Origin of the sequence: Allobosea sp. ASV33, from assembly GCF_016428755.1 — a bacterium.
Lineage (GTDB): Bacteria > Pseudomonadota > Alphaproteobacteria > Rhizobiales > Beijerinckiaceae > Allobosea.
In genome coordinates this window covers 22,817-42,804 of the sequence record NZ_JAELTI010000040.1, presented here as the reverse complement: position 1 = coordinate 42,804, position 19,988 = coordinate 22,817, and the positions used below count along the sequence as shown (strand labels likewise).

The window sequence follows — 19,988 nt, the reverse complement described above, 5'->3', positions numbered from 1 at the left end:
ATCACGACGCCGCCTCGCGGCGCGGTCCGCCTATCCATCGATCAAGGATCCAGACAGATGAAGCGTACTTCCATGGCTCTCGCCGCCCTTCTCGCCGCCGGCCTGCTCGCCGGCGCGGCCCAGGCCCAGCAATCCCATACCGGTCACGGCACCCCTGCGGCCGCCAAACCCGGCGACAGCGCCTCGACCAAAGCCTATCGCGACGCCAACATGAAGATGCACAAGGACATGGACATCCCCTATTCCGGCGATGCCGATGCCGATTTCGTCCGCGGCATGATCCCGCATCACCAGGGCGCGATCGACATGGCCCGGATCGTCCTCGCCCATGGCAAGGACCCCGAGATCCGCAAGCTCGCCGAGAGCGTCATCCGCGACCAGGAGAAGGAGGTCGCGATGATGAAGGACTGGCTGAAGAAGAACGCCAAGTAGCCGCTTCTCCGCTCCCATGACCTTGGGCGAGGACCGGCAGCCTCAAATGCTTGCCCTCGCCCTTCCCCACTGGCAGAGAGGGAAAAGGTTCGCGCCGCAGCGGTGACGACGTGGGCCAGCCGTTGCCTGTCACCTTCTTGCCCCGAACCCGCGGCCTCCATGAAACGTTATCTCGACTATCTCTGGCCGATCATCGGGCTCGTCGCGGTCGTCTGGTCCGTCGAGCTGCTCTGGAGCAAGCTCAAATCCGAAGCCGGCTCCGACGCCACGATCGAGGCGCTGCTCGCCAATGCCAGCCTCTGGCAGAGCATCAAGATCATCGCCCACCGCATCGGCCACAAGATCGCGGTAATCCCGCCGGAAGCCTTCTTCCACGCAGCGCTCGCGACGCTGGTCGCCTATGCCGCGCTCGCCTGGTACGACCGCATCGCCCTGATCCATCTCGGCAAGCAGAAGGGCATTTCCTGGTTCTACATCTCGCTCTGCTCCTTCGTGACCTATGCGCTCTCGCACAATATCGGCGCCTCGGTCTTCTCCGGCGGGATGGTGCGCTACCGGGCCTACACGGCGAAGGGGCTGACGGCGGCGGAAGTCGCCGTGCTCGTCGCGCTCTGCTCCTTCACCTTCGCCTTCGGCACGATCTTCCTGATGGGGCTCGTGCTGCTCTACGAACCGCAGATCCTCCACCCGCTGGAGCGGATGTCGAAATGGTTCGCGATCAGCGACGGTACCGCGCGCCTGATCGGCGTCGGCATGCTCGCCTTCGTCGCGCTCTACACGATCGGCTCCTGGCTGCGGTTCAAGCCGCTGAAGATCGGCAAGCTCGAGGTCATCTATCCGCGGCTGCCGATCGTCTTCAGGCAGTATCTCGCCGCTCCGCTGGAGCTCGCCGGCGCCGCCGGCATCATCTATTTCGCGCTGCCCGACCAGGGCAATCCGGGCTTCCTGATCGTGCTCGGCGCCTTCCTGCTCTCCTTCTCGGCCGGCCTGCTCAGCCAGGTCCCGGGCGGCGTCGGCGTGATGGAGGCGGTCTTCCTCGCAGTCATGCCCGGCGTCCCGGCGCCGGCCGTCTTCGCGGCGCTGCTGGTCTGGCGTATGTTCTACCTGATCCTGCCGCTGGTCTTCTCGCTGCCGATCGTGCTGGCCTTCGAGCGGGCGCAGCTCAAGCGCAGCACCCGCATCGCGCCGCCGCCGTAGTGTCGGCCATGCCCTAACGCTTGAGGGCGATCGCCGCCGCACCGAACATGAGCAGCGCGCCGATCGCTTCCGACCAGCCGAAGGGTTCGCTGAGCGCTGCGACGCCGACGGCCACCGCGATCGCAGGGCTGACGAAGGCATAGAGCCCGGCCCGAAACGCGCCCCAGTCGCGCAGCAGCCGCATATAGATGGTGAAGCCCATCAGCGACCCGCCGATGACGAGGAAGACCACGGCGGGCAGGACCGGCCAGCTCGCGAGCTTCCAGACATCGGCAAGCGTGACGGGCTCCAGCGTGAGCGAGACGATCGTGAGGCCGATGCCACCGATCAGCGTCTGCCAGCCGGCCAGCGTCAGCGTCGGCATCGTCCCGGCGATCGGCCGCGAGAGCACGGCGCCGACGCAGTAGAACAGCGTGCCCGCGGCCACGGCCGCAAGGCCCATCATCTCCAGCGGATCGCCATGGGCAGCCGAGAGTCCGCCCATCGCCCGCGTCGCAAACAGGAAGCAGAGCCCGACGGTTCCGAGCGCGATCGCGGCGATCTTGCGCCCGTCGATGCGCACGCCCTCGATCGCCCGGCTCGCCAGCAGGGTGTAGATCGGGATGGTCGCGAAATTGACGATGGCCGCGAGCCCGGTCGGAGCATGTTTCGTGCCCCAGAACAGCAGGGCGTAATTCACGGTATTGAGCAGCAGTGCCGTGCCGATCAGGCGCGGCCAGGCGCCAGCCGGCACTTTGGGCGCGTCACGCCCGGCCCAGACCAGCATCAGGAACCCGGCGATCGAGAAGCGCACCGCCGCCAGGAAGACCGGCGGCACATGCGTCGACCCGACCTTGACCGGCAGCCAGGTCAGTCCCCAGACGAGGCACATGACGGCGAAGAGGGCAGCGTTGCGCGACATGATCTCCGCTTAGCCGCAGCCCGAGGCGCTGACCATTGCGCCGCAGGCATCGGGGGGCCGTGGAAACGGGAGGCTCTTAGACGCTGCCGACCGTCTTGAGGCGGACGCGAGGATGGATCTCGGCCTGCGACAGCACCGGCGTCTCCCGGCGGAAGCGCTCGATGATCTGGCGGGCGAAGGGCCGCGCCATCGCCGAGGTGACCAGCGCCGGCATCTCGCCAATGCGGGCCGCATCCTCGAACTTGTCGCGGACGTGATGCACGAATTCCTGCAGGCGCGAGGGCTGCATGGCGAGATGGCGATCCTCGCCCTGGCCGATGATCGACTCGGCGAAGACGCCTTCCCAGGCGGGCGACAGCGTGATGATCGGCAGCACGCCCTGCATGTTCGAGAACTGGGCGCAGATCTGGCGGGCAAGCCGGGCGCGGACATGCTCGGCGATCTCGCGTGGATTGCGCACGCTCGACGCGACCTCGGCGATCCCCTCGATGATGGTCGGCAAGTCGCGGATCGAGATGCGCTCGGAGAGCAGGAGCTGCAGCACGCGCTGGATGCCGGTGGTCGAGATCTGGCTCGGCACGATCTCCTTGACGAGATCGGCATGGTCCTTCGGCAGCTCGCGCAGCAGCTTCTGCACCTCGGAATGCGAGAGCAGCTCCGGCATGTTCGACTTCAGCACTTCCGTGAGATGCGTCGAGATCACGGTCGCGGCGTCGACTACGGTGTAGCCGCGCAGCTGCGCCTCGTCCTGCAGCGCCGCGTCGATCCAGGTCGCCGGCAGGCCGAAGGTCGGCTCCAGAACGTTGTGGCCCGGCAGGTTCACCGCCCCGCCCATCGGGTCCATCGCCATGTACTGGCCGGCATAGACGATGCCCTGCCCGGCATCGATCTCCTTGATCTTGATGAAGTAGTGGTTCGCGTCGAGCTGGACGTTGTCGACGATGCGCACCGCCGGCATGACGAAGCCGAGCTCGGCCGCAAGCTGCCGGCGCAGCGCCCTGACCTGATCGGTGAGCCGGTCCTGGCCGCTCGGCGCATTGACCAGCGGCAAGAGCCCGTAGCCGATCTCGATCTTGAGCTCGTCCATCTTGAGCAGGTCGTTCAGCGTCTCCTCGCGCGGCGTGCCGTCCGCCGCCAGCGTGCCGCTGGCCTGGCCGGCATCGATCGTGGCTTGCTGCGCCTCGCGGGCCTTGGCCGCCTGGCCGAAGCGGCGAGCGAGGAAAGCTGCGCCGGCCGCCAGAAGCAGGAAGGGCAGCATCGGGATGCCCGGCAGCAGCGCGATCAGCAGCATGACGGCGGCCGACATGCCGAGCGCCTTGGGATAGCCGGAGAGCTGCTTGCCGAGCGCCTTGTCGGCAGCGCCGCGCACGCCCGCCTTCGAGACGAGCAGGCCGGCCGCGGTGGAGACGATCAGCGCCGGCACCTGGCTGACGAGGCCGTCGCCGACGGTGAGAAGGGTGTAGTTCGTCGCCGCCTGGCCGAAGCTCAGGCCCTGCTGCGCCACGCCGATGATGATGCCGCCGAGCACGTTGATGAAGGTGATCAGCAGGGCGGCGATGGCATCGCCGCGCACGAATTTCGAGGCACCGTCCATCGAGCCGAAGAAGGAGGATTCGTCCTCCAGCGCCTTGCGGCGGGCCTTGGCGGTATCCTGGTCGATCAGCCCGGCCGAGAGATCGGCGTCGATCGCCATCTGCTTGCCCGGCATCGCGTCGAGGGTGAAGCGGGCAGCGACCTCCGCGATGCGGCCCGAGCCCTTGGTGATGACGACGAAGTTCACGATGATCAGGATCGTGAAGACGATCACGCCGATCACGAAATTGCCGCTCATCACGAAGCCGGCGAAGGCCTCGATGACGTGCCCAGCCGCCGCGGAGCCCTCATGGCCATGCGCGAGGATCAGGCGCGTCGAGGCCATGTTCAGCGCCAGCCGGAACATGGTGACGATCAGCAGCACCGTCGGGAAGGCCGAGAACTCGAGCGGCTCCTCGATGAAGAGCGCGGTCATCAGCACCAGCACCGATACGATGATCGAAAGCGCCAGCATCAGGTCGAGCAGGACCGCCGGCATCGGGAAGATGAGCACCACCAGGATGCCCATGACGCCGATGGCGAGGAAGAGATCGGGACGGTTGAGCAGCTTCCCCATCGCCCCGCGATCGGGAATGGCGAAGCTTCCGCCCTGACCTGCCGTCACATCGGTCATCGACCGCTCCGCCCCGCGCCCACGCGCCCCGAAGCAGGGCGCAGCTCGGCAATTCTTGCCGGGCACATGGTGAACGAGTGGTTAAGATCGACCTGAAAATTCCATCTGGAACCTTTTCCTGAACGACCTGTTATCGAAAGGCCGTGTTGCGGCCGCATTCGCCCCGAGACTGGGGACTGGGCCGACAAACCCGCATTTCGAGCCGAGCTCGACGGAGGATCAAGTGGATAGACGTTCTTTCATCACCAGTCTTTTTGGCGGCATCGCAGTCGCCGGCATCGGTGGCACCGCCATGGCGAAGAGCCTGACCGAGGCCGCCCCCAAGCCCGTGGAAGTCGCCGCCGGCGAAATCGATTCCGCCCTCAAGGCCGGCCTCGATCAGACCGATGCCGAGTTCACGCAGTATCATCGCCGTCCTTATCCGCGCCATCACCGGCGCCCGCCCCCGCCCGTCCATCATCGCCGGCCGCGCCGCGTGGTCCGCAACGGCCGGGTCTACTGGGTCCGCTGACCTGTTCCGGGCCGGCACCTTTCGGTGCCGGCCTTTTCATTTCGAGAGATGACGGGAGGCATCCGGCATGACAGCGCCGGGGCACATTCAGAGCGGCACGATCGAGACCGACGTGCCCGCCAGGCTCGACCGCCTGCCTTGGTCACGCTTCCACACGCTCGTCGTAATCGCGCTCGGCATCACCTGGATTCTCGACGGGCTCGAGGTCACGCTCGCCGGCTCGGTCTCGGGCGCCCTCAAGGAGAGCCCAAACCTCAAATTCACCAATACCGAGATCGGCATGGCCGGCGCCGCCTATATCGCCGGCGCGGTGCTGGGCGCGGTCTTCTTCGGCTGGCTGACCGACAGGCTCGGGCGCAAGAAGCTCTTCACGATCACGCTGCTCGTCTATCTCACCGCCGCCGCGGCCACCGCCTTCTCCTGGAACGTCTGGAGTTTCATCCTCTTCCGCTTCCTCACGGGCATGGGCATCGGCGGCGAATACACCGCGATCAATTCGACGATCCAGGAACTCGTCCCGGCCCGCGTCCGCGGCTGGACCGATCTCGTCATCAACGGCTCGTTCTGGATCGGCGCGGCGCTGGGTGCGCTCGGCGCCATCGTCCTGCTCGATCCCGCCCGCATCGACCCTGAATACGGCTGGCGCCTCGCCTTCTTCATCGGCGCCGCGCTCGGGCTGATCATCCTGTTCATGCGGCAATGGATTCCGGAAAGCCCGCGCTGGCTGATCAGCCATGGCCAGCCCGAGCGCGCCGCCGAGATCGTCGCCGATATCGAGCGCCGCGCCGGCTTCGTTCCGCCGGCCGGCGAGGCCCTGCCACTGACCCGATTGCGACCGCGCGCCGCGACGCCGCTCGGTGAAGTCTTCCGCACGCTCTTCGTCGTGCATCGCGAGCGCGCGCTGGTCGGGCTCACCCTGATGCTGTCGCAGGCCTTCTTCTACAACGCGATCTTCTTCACCTACGCGCTGATCCTGACCGATTTCTACGCCGTTCCCTCGCAGCAGGTCGGCTGGTTCATCCTCCCCTTCGCCGCCGGCAATTTCCTCGGGCCGCTCCTGATCGGCCGATTGTTCGACACGCTCGGCCGGCGCGTAATGATCGCCGCGACCTATGCCCTGTCGGGCCTGCTGCTGACCGGCACGGGCTACCTCTTCTGGAAGGACTGGCTCACGGCCTCGCAGCTCACCCTGTGCTGGAGCGTCGTCTTCTTCTTCGCCTCGGCCGCGGCGAGCTCGGCCTATCTGACGGTTTCCGAGACCTTCCCGGTGGAGATGCGCGCGCTCGCCATCGCGATGTTCTATGCGGTCGGCACCGGCGCGGGCGGCATCGCCGGCCCCTGGCTCTTCGGCATACTCATCGACACCGGCTCGCGCGGCAGCGTCTTCGGCGGCTATCTGCTCGGGGCCGTGCTGATGCTGACTGCGGCTTTGGTCGCGGCGCGCTTCGCCGTCCGGGCTGAGCGCCAGCCGCTCGAAAGTGTGGCGAGACCGCTCAATGCGGTGGATTGAGCGCGATACGCGTAACCATAGCGCGTGAAAGGCGCCTCGATGGAACAAAGCATCCTTTAAATGCATTATTCCACACCGGCATTCCCTCGTTAAGAATGCCCTGGGAGATGTGGTGACAACAGCCTGGAGGCCGTCGTGGACAGACGCTCATTCCTGATGACACTGGTCGGTGGTTTTGCCGCAGCCGGCATGGGCGGCATCGCCGTCGCCGAAGCGGCCCAGCCCAAGCTGGCACCGCTGCCGGACGCCGAGCCCGCCAAGGGCGACGAGGCCGTGACAGCCGAGATGAAGGAGGCGCTCGACAAGACCGATGCCGAATTCAGCCAGTACTATTACTACCGCCGGCCGCGCTATTATCGGCGCCCCTATTATCGCCCGCGCTACTACTACCGTCCGCGCTATTATGCCCGGCCGCGCTACTACTACCGCAGGCGCTACTGGTAACAGCTGATCGCCCGGGTCAGGCCGCGCTGATGCGCGTCTGGCCCGGCTCGGCGACGGTGATCCCCGCAGACGTATACTCGCTTAGCTTGTTGCGCAGCGTGCGGATCGAGATTCCCAGGATCTTGGCCGCGTGCGTGCGGTTGCCGAGGCAATGATCGAGCGTATCGAGGATCAGCTCGCGCTCGACATCGGCGACGGTGTGCCCGACCAGCGAGCGCGTCATCGCCTCCGCCGTCTGGGCCGCGCGCGCAGCCGGATCGCGTGACGGGGCCGGCGCCAGCGCCTCTCCTTCCGGGCTCAGCACGGCCGCAGCCGCGATCTCCGGCCCGCTCGCCAGCAGCACCGCCCGGTGCATCGTATTTTCCAGCTCGCGCACATTGCCGCGCCACGCGCTGGTGAGGAGCAGCTTGCGCGCATCGGCAGCGATCGGCCGCGGCGGCAGCCCGTTCAGATCCGCATATTTCCTGGCGAAATGATCGGCCAGCACCAAGATGTCGCCCGGCCGCTCGCGCAGCGCCGGCAGGCGCAGATGCACAACGTTCAGCCGGTAGAGCAGGTCCTCGCGGAACGAGCCTTCGCGCACGGCGTCGGCCAGGTTGCGGTTCGAGGTCGCGATGATCCGGATATCGACCTTGACCGGCTGCGTGCCGCCGACGCGGTCGATCATGCGCTCCTGCAGAGCGCGCAGCAGCTTGGCCTGCAGGCGGACATCCATCTCCGAGATTTCGTCCAGCAGCAGCGTGCCGCCATGGGCCTCCTCGAACTTGCCGATGCGGCGTGCGATGGCGCCGGTGAAAGCGCCCTTCTCATGGCCGAACAATTCGGATTCGAGCAGGTTGTCGGGGATCGCCGCGCAGTTCACCGCGACGAAAGGACGGTCCTTCCGGCCCGATTTCTGGTGGAGATGACGCGCGATCACCTCCTTGCCGGTGCCGCTCTCGCCGGTGACGAGAACCGGCGCTTCCGAGCGGGCGATCTGAGTGGCGAGCTGCACGACGCGTTCCATCGCGGGGTCGCGCCAGATCAGGCTCGACTGGTCGGCGGCGACCGCCTCCAGCACGGCCGCGATCAATTCCGGATCGGGCGGCAGCGGCACGTATTCGCGGGCACCGGCCTGGATCGCCGCGACGGCCGCGCGCGTATCCGTCGAGGTGCCGCAGGCGACGAGCGGCGTGCGGATGCGCTCGGCCTCCAGCGCCGCGACATAGGCTGCGATCGGCTGGACGACATCGACCATCAACAGGTCGGCGCCCTTGGCGCGCAACACGGCGAGCGTCTGCTCGAGGCTCTCGGTATGGGTCACCGCCGCGCCATGCGACATGGCGATCTTGGCGGCTGCGATGATCTGTCCCTTGAGACCGCCGGCAATGATGAGGCGCATGGCTCAGGTCCTTTCGTTCTTGGTCACGAGGGCGAGGCCGGCTCTCACCGGTCCGCCTTGATGATTTCCGTCATGGTCACGCCGAGCCGGTCCTCGACGACGACGACCTCCCCGCGCGCGACCAGCCGCTCGTTGACGAAGATGTCGATGGCTTCGCCGACGCGCCGGTCGAGTTCGAGAACCGCTCCGGGCACGATCTGCAGGAGGTCCCCGACCGCGACCTTCGAGGAGCCGAGCACCGCGGACACCGTGACCGGCACGTCGAAGACCTGCTCCAGGTCCTCGGCTGTCTTGATCGGCACGGGGCCCGAACGGGCGACCGACATGTCACCCTGGTCGAAGGACAGGTCGGCTTGGTTCAGCGGCGGCAGGTTGAGATCGTTCTCCGGGCTCATCGCTCAGACCTTCATGGTTGGCCATGGCCGAACACGCGCGCGACCGCCTGTTCGACCAGAGCCGTGAGTTGCTGGCTGTCGAGGACGAAGCCGCCCTCCGCCCATTCGATGCGCCCGTCGCCGGGCACGATGTCGGATTGCCCGAGCACGATCAGCTTGCCGGCGAAGCCGTGCTCGGCCGCGAGCTTGCGGACCAGCTCCTCGGCGGCCTCGACCACGCTCTCATGCACGCGCAGCACCAGATGCGGCGCGGTGCGGGCATGGTTCAAGGCTTCGCGGACGGCCCCTTCCAGGGCAGCCAGCGGCTTCTCCGCCAAAGCGGCTCCGGCCAGTGCCTTCGCCGTCGCGATCGCGACATGGGCCGCATGTTCCTCGATCGCCGCCGTGCGCGCCGCTTCCTGCGCGAAGAGCCGCTCGGCCGAGCGCGCGAGCTGCCCGGTCAGGCCGACGAGCTGGCCCTGCGCTTCGCGATGGGCCTGTTCCTGCCCGGCATGGAAGCCCTCGGCACGGGCCGCGGCGAGCTCCGCCTCGCCGGCAGCCTTGCGGCTGCCTTCGCGGAAATCGGTCCCGAACATGAACTTGGTCGCGGCCATCTCAGTACACCAACTCGTCGTCGGAGCCGCCCTTGGACAGCACGATCTCGCCCTTGTCGGCGAGCTCCTTGGTCATCTGGACGAGCATCGTCTGGGCCTCGTCGACCTCCTTGAGGCGCAAGGGACCCAGACTCGCCATGTCGTCCTGCATGTTCTTGGCGGCACGCTGCGACATCGCGCCGAAGAAGAGGTCGCGCATCGACTGGCTGGCGCCCTTGAGCGCGCGCGCCAGCGCAGTCTTGTCGGCTTGGCTGACCAGCGTCTGCAACCCGGCGGGGTCGAGCTTGGCGAGGTCGTCGAACGTGAACATCAGGGCGCGGATGCGCTCCGCAGAATCCTGGTTCGAGGCATCGAGCGCCGAGAGGAAGCGCAGTTCGGTCTGCCGGTCGAAGCCGTTGAAGATTTCCGCCATCATCTCGTGCGGATCGCGCCGGCGCGTCTGGGTCAGCGTCGAGACGAACTCGGTGCGCAGCGTGTTCTCGATATGGTCGAGCGCTTCCTTCTGCACCGCTTCCAGCCGCAGCATGCGCCCGACGACCTCGATCGAGAGCTCGTTCGGCAGGTTGCGCAGCACGTTGGCGGCATGCTCGGGCCGAATCTTCGACAGGATGACGGCGATGGTCTGCGGGTATTCGTTCTTGAGGAAGTTCGCGAGCACCACAGCGTCGATATTGCCGAGCTTCTGCCACATGTTGCGGCCGGCAGGGCCCCGGATTTCCTCCATGATCAGCGCGACCTGATCGGTGGGGAGGATCTTCTCCAGCAGCGAGATCGTGCGGTCGAAGGAGCCCGTCACCGCGCCGGCGCTGGAGAGCTTGCCGACGAAATCGAGCATCAGGCGCTCGACCTCGTCGGCATCGACCGTGCCGAGCTCGGCCATGGCCCGCGTGATGATCCGGATTTCGTCGTCGTCGAATTCCTGCCAGATCTGGCGGCCGTGCTCTTCGCCCAGCACCAGTAGGATGACGGCGGCGCGCTGCGGGCCGGTCATCTCGGCGACGGTCGTCACGCCGAAGCCGCCGCCCTCGATGGCGTCCTCCAAGCCGGTGTTCCGCGTTGCGATGGATCGGGTATCGGCCATGTCTCAGCGCCCCGTCACGCGGCGGACTTCTCGTGGATCCAGCTCCGCAGCACAGCGACCGAGTCGGCCGGGTTCTGCGAGACCAGAGCCCCGATCTTTTCCACGGACTGTGCCTTGAGCTGCCCCTTGACCTGGGCGATCGCCAGCATCCGCTCGGAAGGCGCGGCGTCGACCTCGATTGGAAGGTGCTCGCCATCGGACCCGACCGTCACGGCCCTGCCGGCAGGATCGCCGGTCTCGCCAGCGAGGACCGCGCCATTGCGCATGAAGGAGGGGATCGCCCGGACATTGCTGTTGTCGGCGGCCAGCACCTGCTTCAGCAGCGGGCGCACCACGGTCATCAGCACGATCACGGTGAGCAGCGAGATGACGCCGAGCTCGGCGAAGCGCGCCAGGTCCTCGCGGGTGAACGACAGCAGCTGCTGCATCAGCGTCTGGTCGGTGAGCTCGGCCGGCGCCGGCGGGGCCTCGGCGAAGCGCAGGTTGACGACCTCGACCTTGTCACCGCGACCCTGATCGAAGCCGACGGCGGTGCGCACGAGCTCGCCGATGCGATCGAGCTCCTCGTTGTTGCGCGGCTGGTAGGAGAGTTCGCCGGCCGGGCTGCGCGTATAATTGCCGTCGACGAGCACGGCGACGGAGAGCTTCTTGACCCGTCCGCCTTCCAGCACCTCGGTACGGGTCGTGCGCGAGATCTCGTAATTGGCGACTTCCTCGTTCTTCGAGGAGTTCTCGCGCTGGTTCTGCTGTGTCCCTTGCGTCTGCTGCGCGCCCGGCAACTCGTTGCCGACGGTCACCGCGCCGTTGCCGCCCTCGGTCGTGGTCGAGGCTTCCGTGCGGTTCTGGCTGGAACGCAGGACGCGGCTTTCCGGGTCGTAGCTCTCGGAGCGGCTCTCGACGCGATTGGTGTCGAGCGCGGCCGAAACCTGCACCCGCGCCCGGCCGTATCCGACGACGCTGGCGACGATGTCCTCGACCTGGCCCTTGATGCGCTTCTCGATCGCGGTCTGGCGCTCCTCGATGCCGAGCCCGATCATACCCTGGTCGCTCTGGGCGCCATCCGCCAGCAACCGGCCGCGCTCGTCGACGATCGAGACACGCTCCGGCTTCAGTCCGTCCACGGCCGAGGCGACGAGATGGCGCACGGCCCGGACCTGCGCGGCGTCGAGATCGCCCGCGAGCTTGAGCGCGATCGAGGCGCGCGGCGGCTCGCGGTCACGCTCGAACAGCCGCCGCTCCGGGATGACGAGATGGACGCGCGCCGCTTGCACCCGACCGATCGAGCGGATGGTGCGCGAGAGTTCGCCTTCGAGCGCGCGCAGATGATTGATGTTCTGCACGAAGCTGGTCGAGGAGAAGGCGTCGCCCTTGTCGAAGATTTCGTAGCCGACGCCGCCGCCGGCCGGGATGCCCTTGCCGGCAAGGTCCAGGCGCAGGCGCGGCACGTCGGCCTTCGGCACCAGCACCGTCTGGCCGTCGCCGCGCAATTCGTACTTGATGCCGCGCGCATCGAGATCCTTGAGGATGGCACTGACGTCCTGGCTGCCGAGGTCCGAGAACAGCACGCTCATCGCCGGCTGGGACATCCGGAGCATGACGAAGCCGAAGAAGCCGACGAGCACCAGCGTGACGGCCAGCATGGCCGCCAGGCGTGCCGCTCCGAATTTGGCAAACTGCTCGATCAGGCCGTTCACGCCGCCATCCGTCCCACAGAATCGCGGGGTACGGCACACCTGTCCCGCCCCACTAGGCAAGTTTTTCCCAGTGCATGGTTAGCGGGCGGTTAATTTTTCGGGGCTGGCCGTTAACTTTATCGCGGGAGATCGCGCGCAAACGCCAAAGGCGCCGGCCCTGTCGGGGCCGATGCCTTTGAAAAGAAACGGAAATATCTGCTTCTTACTGGCGGTAGTGCTGGATTCGGGTCGTCCGCAGGCCCGCGAGGCCATGCTGGTCGATCGACATCTGCCAGCTTAGGAACTCGTCGACGGTCAGCGTATAGCGCTGGCACGCCTCTTCCAGGCTCAGCAGCCCGCCGCGCACGGCAGCGACCACCTCGGCCTTTCGCCGGATGACCCAGCGCCTCGTATTCATCGGCGGGAGGTCCGCGATCGTCAGCGGACTTCCGTCCGGTCCGATCACGTACTTAACCCGCGGTCGCAATGGCTCGGTCATGGTACACTCACACAACTCAACAGAGCTACTGAGGGCAGCATAGGCGGGCGGCTTTAAGAATTGGCTAAAACGATCGCCTCGGATGTCCACGACTGATTCGCCGCCGCTCACTCGCTGCGCACCACGCTCTTGACCTTGTCGATCGGGACGGTGATCGAGCCGATCTTGAGCATCGGGATCGAGGAGGTGAAATCGACGCCGTCGACCACGCCGCTGATCTGCGTCTTCGCCGTGACGCTCTCGCCCAACACGTTCTTGGCGTCGATCGAGATGCTGTACTCTCCGTCCGGCGCCGAGGTGCCGAGCGATGTCGAGCCGTCCCAACTGAAGGTCTGATCGCCGGCGGTCAGCGTCCGGGTCATCGTCTGGACGACGCTGCCGCTGGAATTCTTGATGGTGATGGTCGCGGTGCCCGCCGAGGCCATGTTGACCTTCCAGTCGGCCTTGCCGTTGGCGAGCCGCGTCGTGGTGCCGTCGGCGGTGATCGTGGAGCCGATGAAGCCGACCGCGTTCGTCGCCGTGCCGGCCGCGCTGAGGCTGAGCAGCGAGCCCAGGGTCTCATTGGTCTTGAGCTGCTGCTCGACGCCGGCGAACTGCACGAGCTGCGCCGTGAACTGGTTGGTGTCGAGCGGGTCCAGCGGCGACTGGTTCTTGAGCTGCGTCGTGAGCAGCGTCAGGAACTGGTCGAAATTATTGGCGATCCCGCTCGTCGAGCCGGTCACGCTGCTGCTGGTGCCCGATGTGCCGGACGTGCCTGATGTTCCGGAAACAGCCATGGCGCTTGTCCTCGTTCAGATGCTGAGATCGACGCCGCCGAGCCGAATGACACGGCGCTGCGGGGCGAGGTCGGTCGAAAGGGTGGTGTCCTCGGTAAGCTCGGCACCGCCGGACTGGCGCTGGCGCTGCGGCGCCTCGTCCTGCTGGCGGTTCTGGCGGAAGGCCGACTGGTCGGACGGATCGCGCAAGGTGATGTCGACACCGCCATCGGACGGCTTCAGGCCCGCCTGCTCGAAGGCGCGCTCCAGCGTCCGCGCGTCGCGCTGCAGCAGGTGCAGGGTCTCGACCCGGTCGACCACCAGCTTGGCACTGACCTCGCCCTTGTCGGAAATCGACAGGTTGACGTCGACGCGGCCGAGCTCTTCGGGATCGAGCCGGATGTCGAACTGCCGTGAGCCCGACATCGCCCGCAGGCCGATCTCGATCGGCACGACATGGATCGGTGTCGGCGGGCTGTTCGCCGTGCCCTGCCCGGGGGTTCCCGGCGCCGTGCCCGCCGCCGCATTCGGATCGAATGGCTGGAGCAGGCGATCATGCCCGGGCTTTCCGGGCACCTGCAACAGGCTCGACAGGTCGAACGGAGCGGCCGGCTGCTGCTGGAGAGCGTCGAGCGCCTTCGCATCGGCAGGGGCCGGTGCACCATTGGCGGCAGCCGGCTGATCGGCCTTGGCCCGGATGTCGGCGAATTCCTGCACGCCCTGCCCAGCCATCGCGGCAACATGGACGCCGCCCGCGGCGGCCTTGCCATCCGCCGCCAGGGCGGCCCCGGCCTGCGGCTGTTCCGGCGTCGCGGTCGTCACCAGCGGCAGCCCTGCGGTCGCAGTGGCAAGGGCTGGCTTCGCAGTGTCCTTCTTCGCTCCGCCTTCGGCCGAGATGGCTTCCGTAGCGTCTCCCGCAGCCCCATCGACGGCGATCAACGCCCCCTGCTGAAGCAGGGCGGGCACGATCGTAACCGCGACCGGTGTCGCCACGGCCTGGTTTTGGGTCACCGGAACAGCGGCGGCCGCTGCTGCCTCGCCCTTGTCTTCCGCCGCAGCCTTGCCCTCTTTCTTCGTCTCGCCCTTGCCGGCTTCGCCATCGGCTCCCCCGGCTTTCGTCGCGCTCCCTTCGCCGGCCGCCTCGGGCTGGGTACCGGCCTGGGCGGCGGCCATCGCGATCAGGAAGGCGATTCCGGTCGCATCCGTCTTGGCGGCCTGCGAAGCGGGCTTACCGGAGGCAGCGGGCGCCGTGACCGGCACAGCGGGCGCGTTGGTCGTTTGAGATGCCTTCGCTTGCGCCTGGACCTTGGCGGGATCGACAACCGTCTCGGTCGCCGCGGCTTCCTTGGCCGCCACGACCTCCCCGGAGGCAGCGATCTTCCCCGCCGCGCCGGCCTTGGCCCCGCCGGTGTCGACCGCCTCGGTCTCGGGCAGCGTGAAGACCTCGCCGCCCTCGCGCGGCTCGGTTTGAGCGGCGCGCGACCGGGCGGCCGGTGCTTCGGCAGTGGCCTGGCTGGTGAACGCAGACTGGATCGGCATGAACGGTCCCGTGACGCGGGCAACAACGCGCCCGGCCCTGTCCAGCAAGTTGCAAGCCAGAAACGTGCCGTTTCGAATCAAGGATTTAGCGCCACCGCGCGGCCGCCGGCGGGCAATATGAGCCCGGCTGCGCAGCCCAGCCCGGCAGGATTTGCCGATCCTGCTGGCGGCATCCGGCCAAAGCCGGTATAGAGCCGGCACATGCGCCGATGCCCGCGCCTGCCCCCGAGCCAGCGACGACACGACCGAGAATGACCGCTATCCGCAATTCCCTCGACATCGCCAAGCCGCCCGCGGCGACGCGCGTCGTCGCGGCGATGTCCGGCGGCGTCGATTCCTCCGTGGTCGCGGCGCTGCTCAAGCGCGAGGGCTACGACGTCATCGGCGTGACGCTCCAGCTCTATGATCACGGCGCCGCCGTCCACCGGGCCGGCGCCTGCTGCGCCGGACAGGACATCCACGACGCTCGTCGCGTCGCCGAGACGATCGGCATCCCCCATTACGTGCTCGACTACGAGAGCCGCTTCCGCGATGCGGTGATCGAGCGCTTCGCCGAGAGTTATCTCGCCGGCGAGACGCCGATCCCTTGCGTCGAATGCAACCGGACCGTGAAGTTCCGCGACCTGCTCGATCTGGCGAAGGAGCTCGGCGCCGATGCCCTGGCGACCGGCCATTACGTGCTCAGCCGCGATCTCGGCAACGGTCATCGCGGCCTGTTTCGCGCCGCAGATGCGAGCCGCGACCAGAGCTATTTCCTTTACGCGACGACGCAAGAGCAGCTCGACCTGCTGCGCTTCCCGCTCGGCCATGTCGACAAGACGCAGACCCGCGCGCTTGCCGCCGAGCTCGGCCTCGCCATCGCCGACAAGCCCGACAGCCAGGATATCTGCTTCGTGCCGAACGGCCGCTATGCCGACGTCATCGAGCGGTTGAAGCCCGGTGCCGCCCGCCCCGGCGACATCGTCCATCTCGACGGCCGCATCCTCGGCCATCATGACGGCGTGCTCCACTACACCGTCGGCCAGCGCAAGGGGCTCGGCATCAGTGCGAGCGAGCCGCTCTATGTCCTGCGCCTCGACGCCGATGACGCCCGCGTCATCGTCGGCCCGCGCGAGGCGCTGAGCGTGCGCGAGGTCCGCCTGCGCGATCTCAACTGGATCGGCGAGATCTCGCTCGACGCCCTGCCCCAGGACGGGCTCGAGGTCGCGGTGCGCGTGCGCTCGACCCGGGCGCCGCGCGAGGCTCGCCTGTTCCGCGACACGGACGGCCTGCGCATCGAGCTCGCCGGCGACGAGGAAGGCGTCTCGCCCGGCCAGGCTTGCGTGATCTATGCCGATGCCGGGCCAGGTTCCCGCGTCCTCGGCGGCGGCACCATCGTGCGCCGTCCGCTCGCCCTGCCGGCCGCGCCCGCACCGGCCGCCCTCGCCCTGCCCTGATCGCTCAGGCCTCGCTCTTCCGTTCGGACTTCCATGCCATGCCGGTGACCTACGATCTCGACGGCCAGAAGCGCGTCTATGCGACCTGGGCGAAATTCTACGACCGGATCTATCAGCGCATGCTGGCCCGCCCGCAGCGCGAGGCGGTCGAAGCGGCCTGCGCCTGCGGTCCCGACATCCTCGAGATCGGCGTCGGTACCGGGCTCACCTTGCCCTATTTCACTCCCGGTTCCCGCGTGCTCGGTGCCGACCTGTCGCTCGACATGCTCAAGGTCGCCCATCGCAAGGTCGAGAACCAGAATCTCGCCCATGTCCGCGGGCTGATGGTGATGGATGCCTGCCGGCTCGGCTTCGGAGACGAGCGCTTCGACGCGGTCACCGCACAATTCGTGATCACGCTCGTGCCGAACCCAGAGCAGGCCTTGGCCGAGATGGACCGCGTCCTGAAGCCCGGCGGCGAGATCATCATCTCGAGCCGCCTCGTCGACGATGGCGGCTTCCTGGCGCCTTTCTGGCGCGCGGTCGCCCCGCTATCGAAGGCGATCGGCTGGAGTTCCGACTTCAAGGTCAGCCGCCTGACCGACTGGGCGCTGAAGACGGGCCGCTACGAGACCGTCCATATCGGCAGCGGCTATTTCAAGGTCGTCCGGCTGCGCAAGCAGGCTTCTACCGATAACGCGCGATCGAAGGCTTGACGGCCCCCCGCCGCGACGCCTATATCGCGCCTCGAAGACGAGCCGGCTCTGCCGGCCTCGGCCCTGTGGCGGGGTAGCTCAGCTGGTTAGAGCAGCGGAATCATAATCCGCGTGTCGGGGGTTCAAGTCCCTCTCCCGCTACCACTCCTCTCCCCGACAGTGTCGTCGGAAAGTGCCCCCGATAAGGGCTGTCAGCTCCCCAAGCACATCGCGTTTCGGGAATTCTCCGGCCGACGCCGGTTGGATAGTCGTCGCCCGGATCGGGTCGCGGAGCGCGGTCTTCGCCTCGCCGCCATTCTCCTCGCGAGCCGCGATCGTCGTATCGAGACGTTCGCTTCACCGTCAGGTTCTGACAGTGAAGCGAGGAATTGGTTAGCATTGGGCCATCGGCTCCGGGTAGCCGGAGTTCCGCCGCGTCGCCCTCAGCCGATCTCGCCGCGCTCGATCTGCAAGGTCTCGTCGGCGATCGCGTCGAGCAGCGCCGGAGTCGATTCCGTGACGAGGATGGCGAGGTCCGGACGGCTGCGCTTGAGATCGCCGAGGGTCCGCGCATAGTCCAGGGCCAGCGCGGGGGCGAGCCCCTGGAAGGGCTCGTCGAGTAGCAGCGCCGTGCGGGCGACCATCAGCGCGCGGCCGAGCGCCACCATCTTGCCCTGCCCGCCCGAAACGCCGCCGCCCGGCCGCTTGCGCATGGTCTTGAGCTGCGGCAGCAACGCATAGACCTCGTCGAGCCGCCGCGTCCGCTCGGCCGCGGGCAGGCTGAGCGCCAGCGCCGGAAGGACGATATTGTCCTCGACGCTGAATTCGGGGACCAGCCGCCGGTCCTCCGGCGCATAGCCGATGCCTTGCGCCGCCCGGCGATAGGCCGGCGTCGTGCCGATCTCCTCACCGTCGAGCCGAACCGAGCCTCCCTGCACCGGCAGCAAGCCCATGATCGCGCGCAGCGTCGTGGTCTTGCCGGCGCCGTTGCGGCCGATCAGGATCGTCGTCCTGCCCGATGTCAGCCCGAGCGAGACCGAGCGCAGCACCTGCACGCCGGCGATCGCGGCGCTCACTCCTTCGATCCGAAGCATCACGCCACCCCCACGACGTTGCGCAGCACCCGCTCGTCCTTGAATACGACCGAGGGCGGCCCCTCGGCCATGACGCTGCCGGAATCCCAGACGACGACGCGGTCCGCGTAGCGCTGCACCACGTCCATGTCGTGCTCGACGAAGAGCGCGGTGACCTTGGCCTGGCGCAAGGCGCCCATCAGCGTCTCCATCAGGGTGAAGCGCTCGATCGTGCTGACGCCGCTGGTCGGCTCGTCGAGCAGGACGAGGCGGGGCTTCAGGGCGAGTGCGATGACGATGTCGAGCAGCTTGCGCCGCCCTTCCGGCAAGGTGCCGGCCAACTGCCCAGCCTCGCGGTCGAGCCCGACCAGCGCCAGCAGCTCTTCCGCCTCCTGGCGCCGCCCTTCGGCGCCGAGCGCCTTGAAGGGCACCCAGATGCCGCGCTTGGCCGCGACCGCGATCATCAGGTTGTCGAGCACGCTCTGGTCGAGGAAGAGCTGCGGGATCTGGAAGGCTCGCGCGATGCCGCGCCTTGCGATCGTGCGCGGCGCCATCGCGGTGATCGGCTTGCCGTCGAGATAGACCTCGCCCGAGCTCGGCCGGAGATAGCCGGTGCAGAGATTAAGGAAGGTCGTCTTGCCGGAGCCGTTCGGGCCGATGATGGCGAGGAACTCGCCCTCGCGGATTTCGAGATTGACGCCGTCAGCCGCCTTCACGCCGTAGAAGGCGATGCGCAGGTCCTTGGCCTGGAGGAGAGGCGTGGTCATGCCGGTTCTCCGCTGCGGCGCCGGAGCAGGCCGTAAAGCCCGCTCGGCAGGAAGAAGATGACGCCGATCAGCGCGACGCCGATGATCAGGTTCCAGGCATCGGTGATGCCGACCGCGACGGTGTGCAGCACTTCGAGGAAGAGCGAGCCGATGAACGGGCCAGCGACGCCGCCGATGCCGCCGAGCACCGCGACCAGAACGAGATGGCCGGACGCCGTCCAGAAGGCGAATTCCGGCAAGATATGGCCGATCGCCATGGCCGCGATCGCTCCGCCGATGCCGGCGAGCGCGGCCGAGATGGTATAGGCGATCAGCAGCACGATCCGGACCGGCACGCCGAGATATTCGAGCCGGAGCTCGTTGGTATGCACGGCCGAGAGCGCATGACCGAGCGGGCTCGCGAGGTAGCGCTGCACGCCGTAGCCGACACCGACCATCAGCACGATGCCGGCATAGTAGAGCGCCGTGTCGAAGCGCGCCTTGTCGAGCGTGACGCCGAAGAAGCTCGGCACAGCCAGCCGCATGCCGTCCGTGCCGCCGGTGATGCCGTAGAGCTTCGAGATGAGCGCGTAGAGCACCATCGACATGGCCAGGTTGAGCATGGCGAAGAAGATCGCGCGGTAGCGCACCATGAAGGCGCCGACGACGAGACCGGCGACCGCCGAGGCAAACGTACCGAGCAGGAGAAGCAGGACGAATTCGTTCACCCCGGCCCGGGCGAGGAAGGCGATGGCATAGGCGCTCACGGCGTAGAACATGGCATGGCCGATCGAGATCAGCCCGCCGCGCAGCAGCACGGCGACGCCGAGCGCGGCGAAGCCCTTGGCGATGGCGAGCGTCAGCACGAATTGCAGCCAGGGCGCGGCGACGGGCGCAAGCGCCAGCACGACCAGCGCGATGAGGAAGAGGGCGGCACGCATG

Annotated in this window: 20 protein-coding genes and 1 tRNA gene; 8 read left to right on the top strand and 13 right to left on the bottom strand. The window is 67.5% G+C overall.

The window, feature by feature from the left end:
* Positions 1–57 precede the first annotated feature (57 nt).
* A complete protein-coding gene (gene copM, locus JHD80_RS13800; RefSeq protein ID WP_199088197.1) occupies positions 58–432 on the top strand; it encodes a CopM family metallochaperone in 375 nt (124 codons plus the stop codon).
* A gap of 159 nt (positions 433–591) precedes the next feature.
* A complete protein-coding gene (locus tag JHD80_RS13795) occupies positions 592–1,629 on the top strand; it encodes a lysylphosphatidylglycerol synthase transmembrane domain-containing protein (protein ID WP_199088195.1) in 1,038 nt (345 codons plus the stop codon).
* Positions 1,630–1,642: 13 nt separating this feature from the next.
* Here the strand turns inward: JHD80_RS13795 and JHD80_RS13790 are convergent, their stop codons facing one another.
* The gene (locus tag JHD80_RS13790; protein WP_199088193.1) at positions 1,643–2,530 is read right to left on the bottom strand and encodes a DMT family transporter; all 888 of its coding nucleotides are present in this window, start codon (positions 2,528–2,530) and stop codon (positions 1,643–1,645) included.
* A gap of 76 nt (positions 2,531–2,606) precedes the next feature.
* A complete protein-coding gene (gene flhA / locus JHD80_RS13785; protein ID WP_199088191.1) occupies positions 2,607–4,736 on the bottom strand; it encodes a flagellar biosynthesis protein FlhA in 2,130 nt (709 codons plus the stop codon).
* 223 nt (positions 4,737–4,959) lie between these two features.
* Between flhA and JHD80_RS13780 the strand changes: the two genes are divergently transcribed.
* From JHD80_RS13780 to JHD80_RS13770, 3 genes are all read left to right on the top strand, one after another.
* Positions 4,960–5,247 carry a hypothetical protein gene (locus JHD80_RS13780; RefSeq protein ID WP_199088189.1) on the top strand — a complete coding sequence of 96 codons (288 nt, stop codon included), beginning with the start codon at positions 4,960–4,962 and terminating at the stop codon, positions 5,245–5,247.
* Positions 5,248–5,314: 67 nt separating this feature from the next.
* Positions 5,315–6,757: an MFS transporter gene (locus JHD80_RS13775; RefSeq protein WP_199088187.1), complete on the top strand. Its 1,443-nt coding sequence runs from the start codon at positions 5,315–5,317 to the stop codon at positions 6,755–6,757.
* A gap of 135 nt (positions 6,758–6,892) precedes the next feature.
* On the top strand, positions 6,893–7,201 hold the full coding sequence (locus JHD80_RS13770; RefSeq protein WP_199088185.1) for a hypothetical protein: 309 nt from the start codon (positions 6,893–6,895) through the stop codon (positions 7,199–7,201).
* A 16-nt stretch (positions 7,202–7,217) separates the two neighbouring features.
* Here the strand turns inward: JHD80_RS13770 and flbD are convergent, their stop codons facing one another.
* From flbD to JHD80_RS13730, 8 genes are all read right to left on the bottom strand, one after another.
* Entirely contained in the window at positions 7,218–8,582 is a 1,365-nt protein-coding gene (gene flbD, locus JHD80_RS13765; RefSeq protein WP_199088183.1) for a sigma-54-dependent transcriptional regulator FlbD, read from the bottom strand.
* A 44-nt stretch (positions 8,583–8,626) separates the two neighbouring features.
* The gene (fliN, locus tag JHD80_RS13760; RefSeq protein WP_199088181.1) at positions 8,627–8,977 is read right to left on the bottom strand and encodes a flagellar motor switch protein FliN; all 351 of its coding nucleotides are present in this window, start codon (positions 8,975–8,977) and stop codon (positions 8,627–8,629) included.
* An 11-nt stretch (positions 8,978–8,988) separates the two neighbouring features.
* Positions 8,989–9,570, bottom strand: a complete 582-nt coding sequence (locus JHD80_RS13755) for a FliH/SctL family protein (protein WP_199088179.1) — start codon at positions 9,568–9,570, stop codon at positions 8,989–8,991.
* Position 9,571: 1 nt separating this feature from the next.
* A complete protein-coding gene (fliG, locus tag JHD80_RS13750; protein WP_199088177.1) occupies positions 9,572–10,651 on the bottom strand; it encodes a flagellar motor switch protein FliG in 1,080 nt (359 codons plus the stop codon).
* Positions 10,652–10,665: 14 nt separating this feature from the next.
* Positions 10,666–12,345 (bottom strand): flagellar basal-body MS-ring/collar protein FliF, encoded by a 1,680-nt coding sequence (fliF, locus tag JHD80_RS13745; protein ID WP_199088175.1) that lies wholly within the window; start codon positions 12,343–12,345, stop codon positions 10,666–10,668.
* A 202-nt stretch (positions 12,346–12,547) separates the two neighbouring features.
* Positions 12,548–12,823 (bottom strand): CtrA inhibitor SciP, encoded by a 276-nt coding sequence (gene sciP / locus JHD80_RS13740; RefSeq protein WP_038359348.1) that lies wholly within the window; start codon positions 12,821–12,823, stop codon positions 12,548–12,550.
* A 107-nt stretch (positions 12,824–12,930) separates the two neighbouring features.
* Positions 12,931–13,599, bottom strand: a complete 669-nt coding sequence (locus tag JHD80_RS13735) for a flagellar hook assembly protein FlgD (RefSeq protein ID WP_199088173.1) — start codon at positions 13,597–13,599, stop codon at positions 12,931–12,933.
* 15 nt (positions 13,600–13,614) lie between these two features.
* Positions 13,615–15,117, bottom strand: a complete 1,503-nt coding sequence (locus tag JHD80_RS13730; protein WP_199088171.1) for a flagellar hook-length control protein FliK — start codon at positions 15,115–15,117, stop codon at positions 13,615–13,617.
* 251 nt (positions 15,118–15,368) lie between these two features.
* Between JHD80_RS13730 and mnmA the strand changes: the two genes are divergently transcribed.
* From mnmA to JHD80_RS13715, 3 genes are all read left to right on the top strand, one after another.
* On the top strand, positions 15,369–16,553 hold the full coding sequence (gene mnmA, locus JHD80_RS13725) for a tRNA 2-thiouridine(34) synthase MnmA (RefSeq protein ID WP_199088169.1): 1,185 nt from the start codon (positions 15,369–15,371) through the stop codon (positions 16,551–16,553).
* 38 nt (positions 16,554–16,591) lie between these two features.
* The gene (locus JHD80_RS13720; RefSeq protein ID WP_199088167.1) at positions 16,592–17,248 is read left to right on the top strand and encodes a class I SAM-dependent methyltransferase; all 657 of its coding nucleotides are present in this window, start codon (positions 16,592–16,594) and stop codon (positions 17,246–17,248) included.
* Positions 17,249–17,315: 67 nt separating this feature from the next.
* Positions 17,316–17,392, top strand: a tRNA-Met gene (locus JHD80_RS13715).
* Positions 17,393–17,670: 278 nt separating this feature from the next.
* Here the strand turns inward: JHD80_RS13715 and JHD80_RS13710 are convergent.
* From JHD80_RS13710 to JHD80_RS13700, 3 genes are read right to left on the bottom strand one after another with little or no spacing between them, the layout of a single operon-like run.
* Positions 17,671–18,321 (bottom strand): ATP-binding cassette domain-containing protein, encoded by a 651-nt coding sequence (locus JHD80_RS13710; RefSeq protein WP_199088165.1) that lies wholly within the window; start codon positions 18,319–18,321, stop codon positions 17,671–17,673.
* Positions 18,321–19,067, bottom strand: a complete 747-nt coding sequence (locus JHD80_RS13705) for an ABC transporter ATP-binding protein (protein ID WP_199088157.1) — start codon at positions 19,065–19,067, stop codon at positions 18,321–18,323. Before JHD80_RS13705 ends, JHD80_RS13710 begins: the two co-directional genes overlap by 1 nt.
* Entirely contained in the window at positions 19,064–19,987 is a 924-nt protein-coding gene (locus tag JHD80_RS13700) for a branched-chain amino acid ABC transporter permease (protein WP_199088155.1), read from the bottom strand. The genes JHD80_RS13705 and JHD80_RS13700 overlap by 4 nt, the downstream gene beginning before the upstream one ends.
* Position 19,988 lies beyond the last annotated feature (1 nt).

Excerpts from the sequence above, each read along its gene's own strand:
- JHD80_RS13730 (WP_199088171.1), bottom strand. The coding sequence starts at position 15,117 with ATGCCGATCCAGTCTGCGTTCACCAGCCAGGCCACTGCCGAAGCACCG.
- JHD80_RS13700 (WP_199088155.1), bottom strand. The coding sequence starts at position 19,987 with ATGCGTGCCGCCCTCTTCCTCATCGCGCTGGTCGTGCTGGCGCTTGCG.
- JHD80_RS13735 (WP_199088173.1), bottom strand. The coding sequence starts at position 13,599 with ATGGCTGTTTCCGGAACATCAGGCACGTCCGGCACATCGGGCACCAGC.
- mnmA (WP_199088169.1), top strand. The coding sequence starts at position 15,369 with ATGACCGCTATCCGCAATTCCCTCGACATCGCCAAGCCGCCCGCGGCG.
- JHD80_RS13795 (WP_199088195.1), top strand. The coding sequence starts at position 592 with ATGAAACGTTATCTCGACTATCTCTGGCCGATCATCGGGCTCGTCGCG.
- flbD (WP_199088183.1), bottom strand. The coding sequence starts at position 8,582 with ATGCGCCTCATCATTGCCGGCGGTCTCAAGGGACAGATCATCGCAGCC.
- JHD80_RS13775 (WP_199088187.1), top strand. The coding sequence starts at position 5,315 with ATGACAGCGCCGGGGCACATTCAGAGCGGCACGATCGAGACCGACGTG.
- copM (WP_199088197.1), top strand. The coding sequence starts at position 58 with ATGAAGCGTACTTCCATGGCTCTCGCCGCCCTTCTCGCCGCCGGCCTG.
- flhA (WP_199088191.1), bottom strand. The coding sequence starts at position 4,736 with ATGACCGATGTGACGGCAGGTCAGGGCGGAAGCTTCGCCATTCCCGAT.
- JHD80_RS13755 (WP_199088179.1), bottom strand. The coding sequence starts at position 9,570 with ATGGCCGCGACCAAGTTCATGTTCGGGACCGATTTCCGCGAAGGCAGC.
- fliN (WP_199088181.1), bottom strand. The coding sequence starts at position 8,977 with ATGAGCCCGGAGAACGATCTCAACCTGCCGCCGCTGAACCAAGCCGAC.
- JHD80_RS13705 (WP_199088157.1), bottom strand. The coding sequence starts at position 19,067 with ATGACCACGCCTCTCCTCCAGGCCAAGGACCTGCGCATCGCCTTCTAC.
- JHD80_RS13710 (WP_199088165.1), bottom strand. The coding sequence starts at position 18,321 with ATGCTTCGGATCGAAGGAGTGAGCGCCGCGATCGCCGGCGTGCAGGTG.
- fliG (WP_199088177.1), bottom strand. The coding sequence starts at position 10,651 with ATGGCCGATACCCGATCCATCGCAACGCGGAACACCGGCTTGGAGGAC.
- JHD80_RS13720 (WP_199088167.1), top strand. The coding sequence starts at position 16,592 with ATGCCGGTGACCTACGATCTCGACGGCCAGAAGCGCGTCTATGCGACC.
- sciP (WP_038359348.1), bottom strand. The coding sequence starts at position 12,823 with ATGACCGAGCCATTGCGACCGCGGGTTAAGTACGTGATCGGACCGGAC.
- JHD80_RS13790 (WP_199088193.1), bottom strand. The coding sequence starts at position 2,530 with ATGTCGCGCAACGCTGCCCTCTTCGCCGTCATGTGCCTCGTCTGGGGA.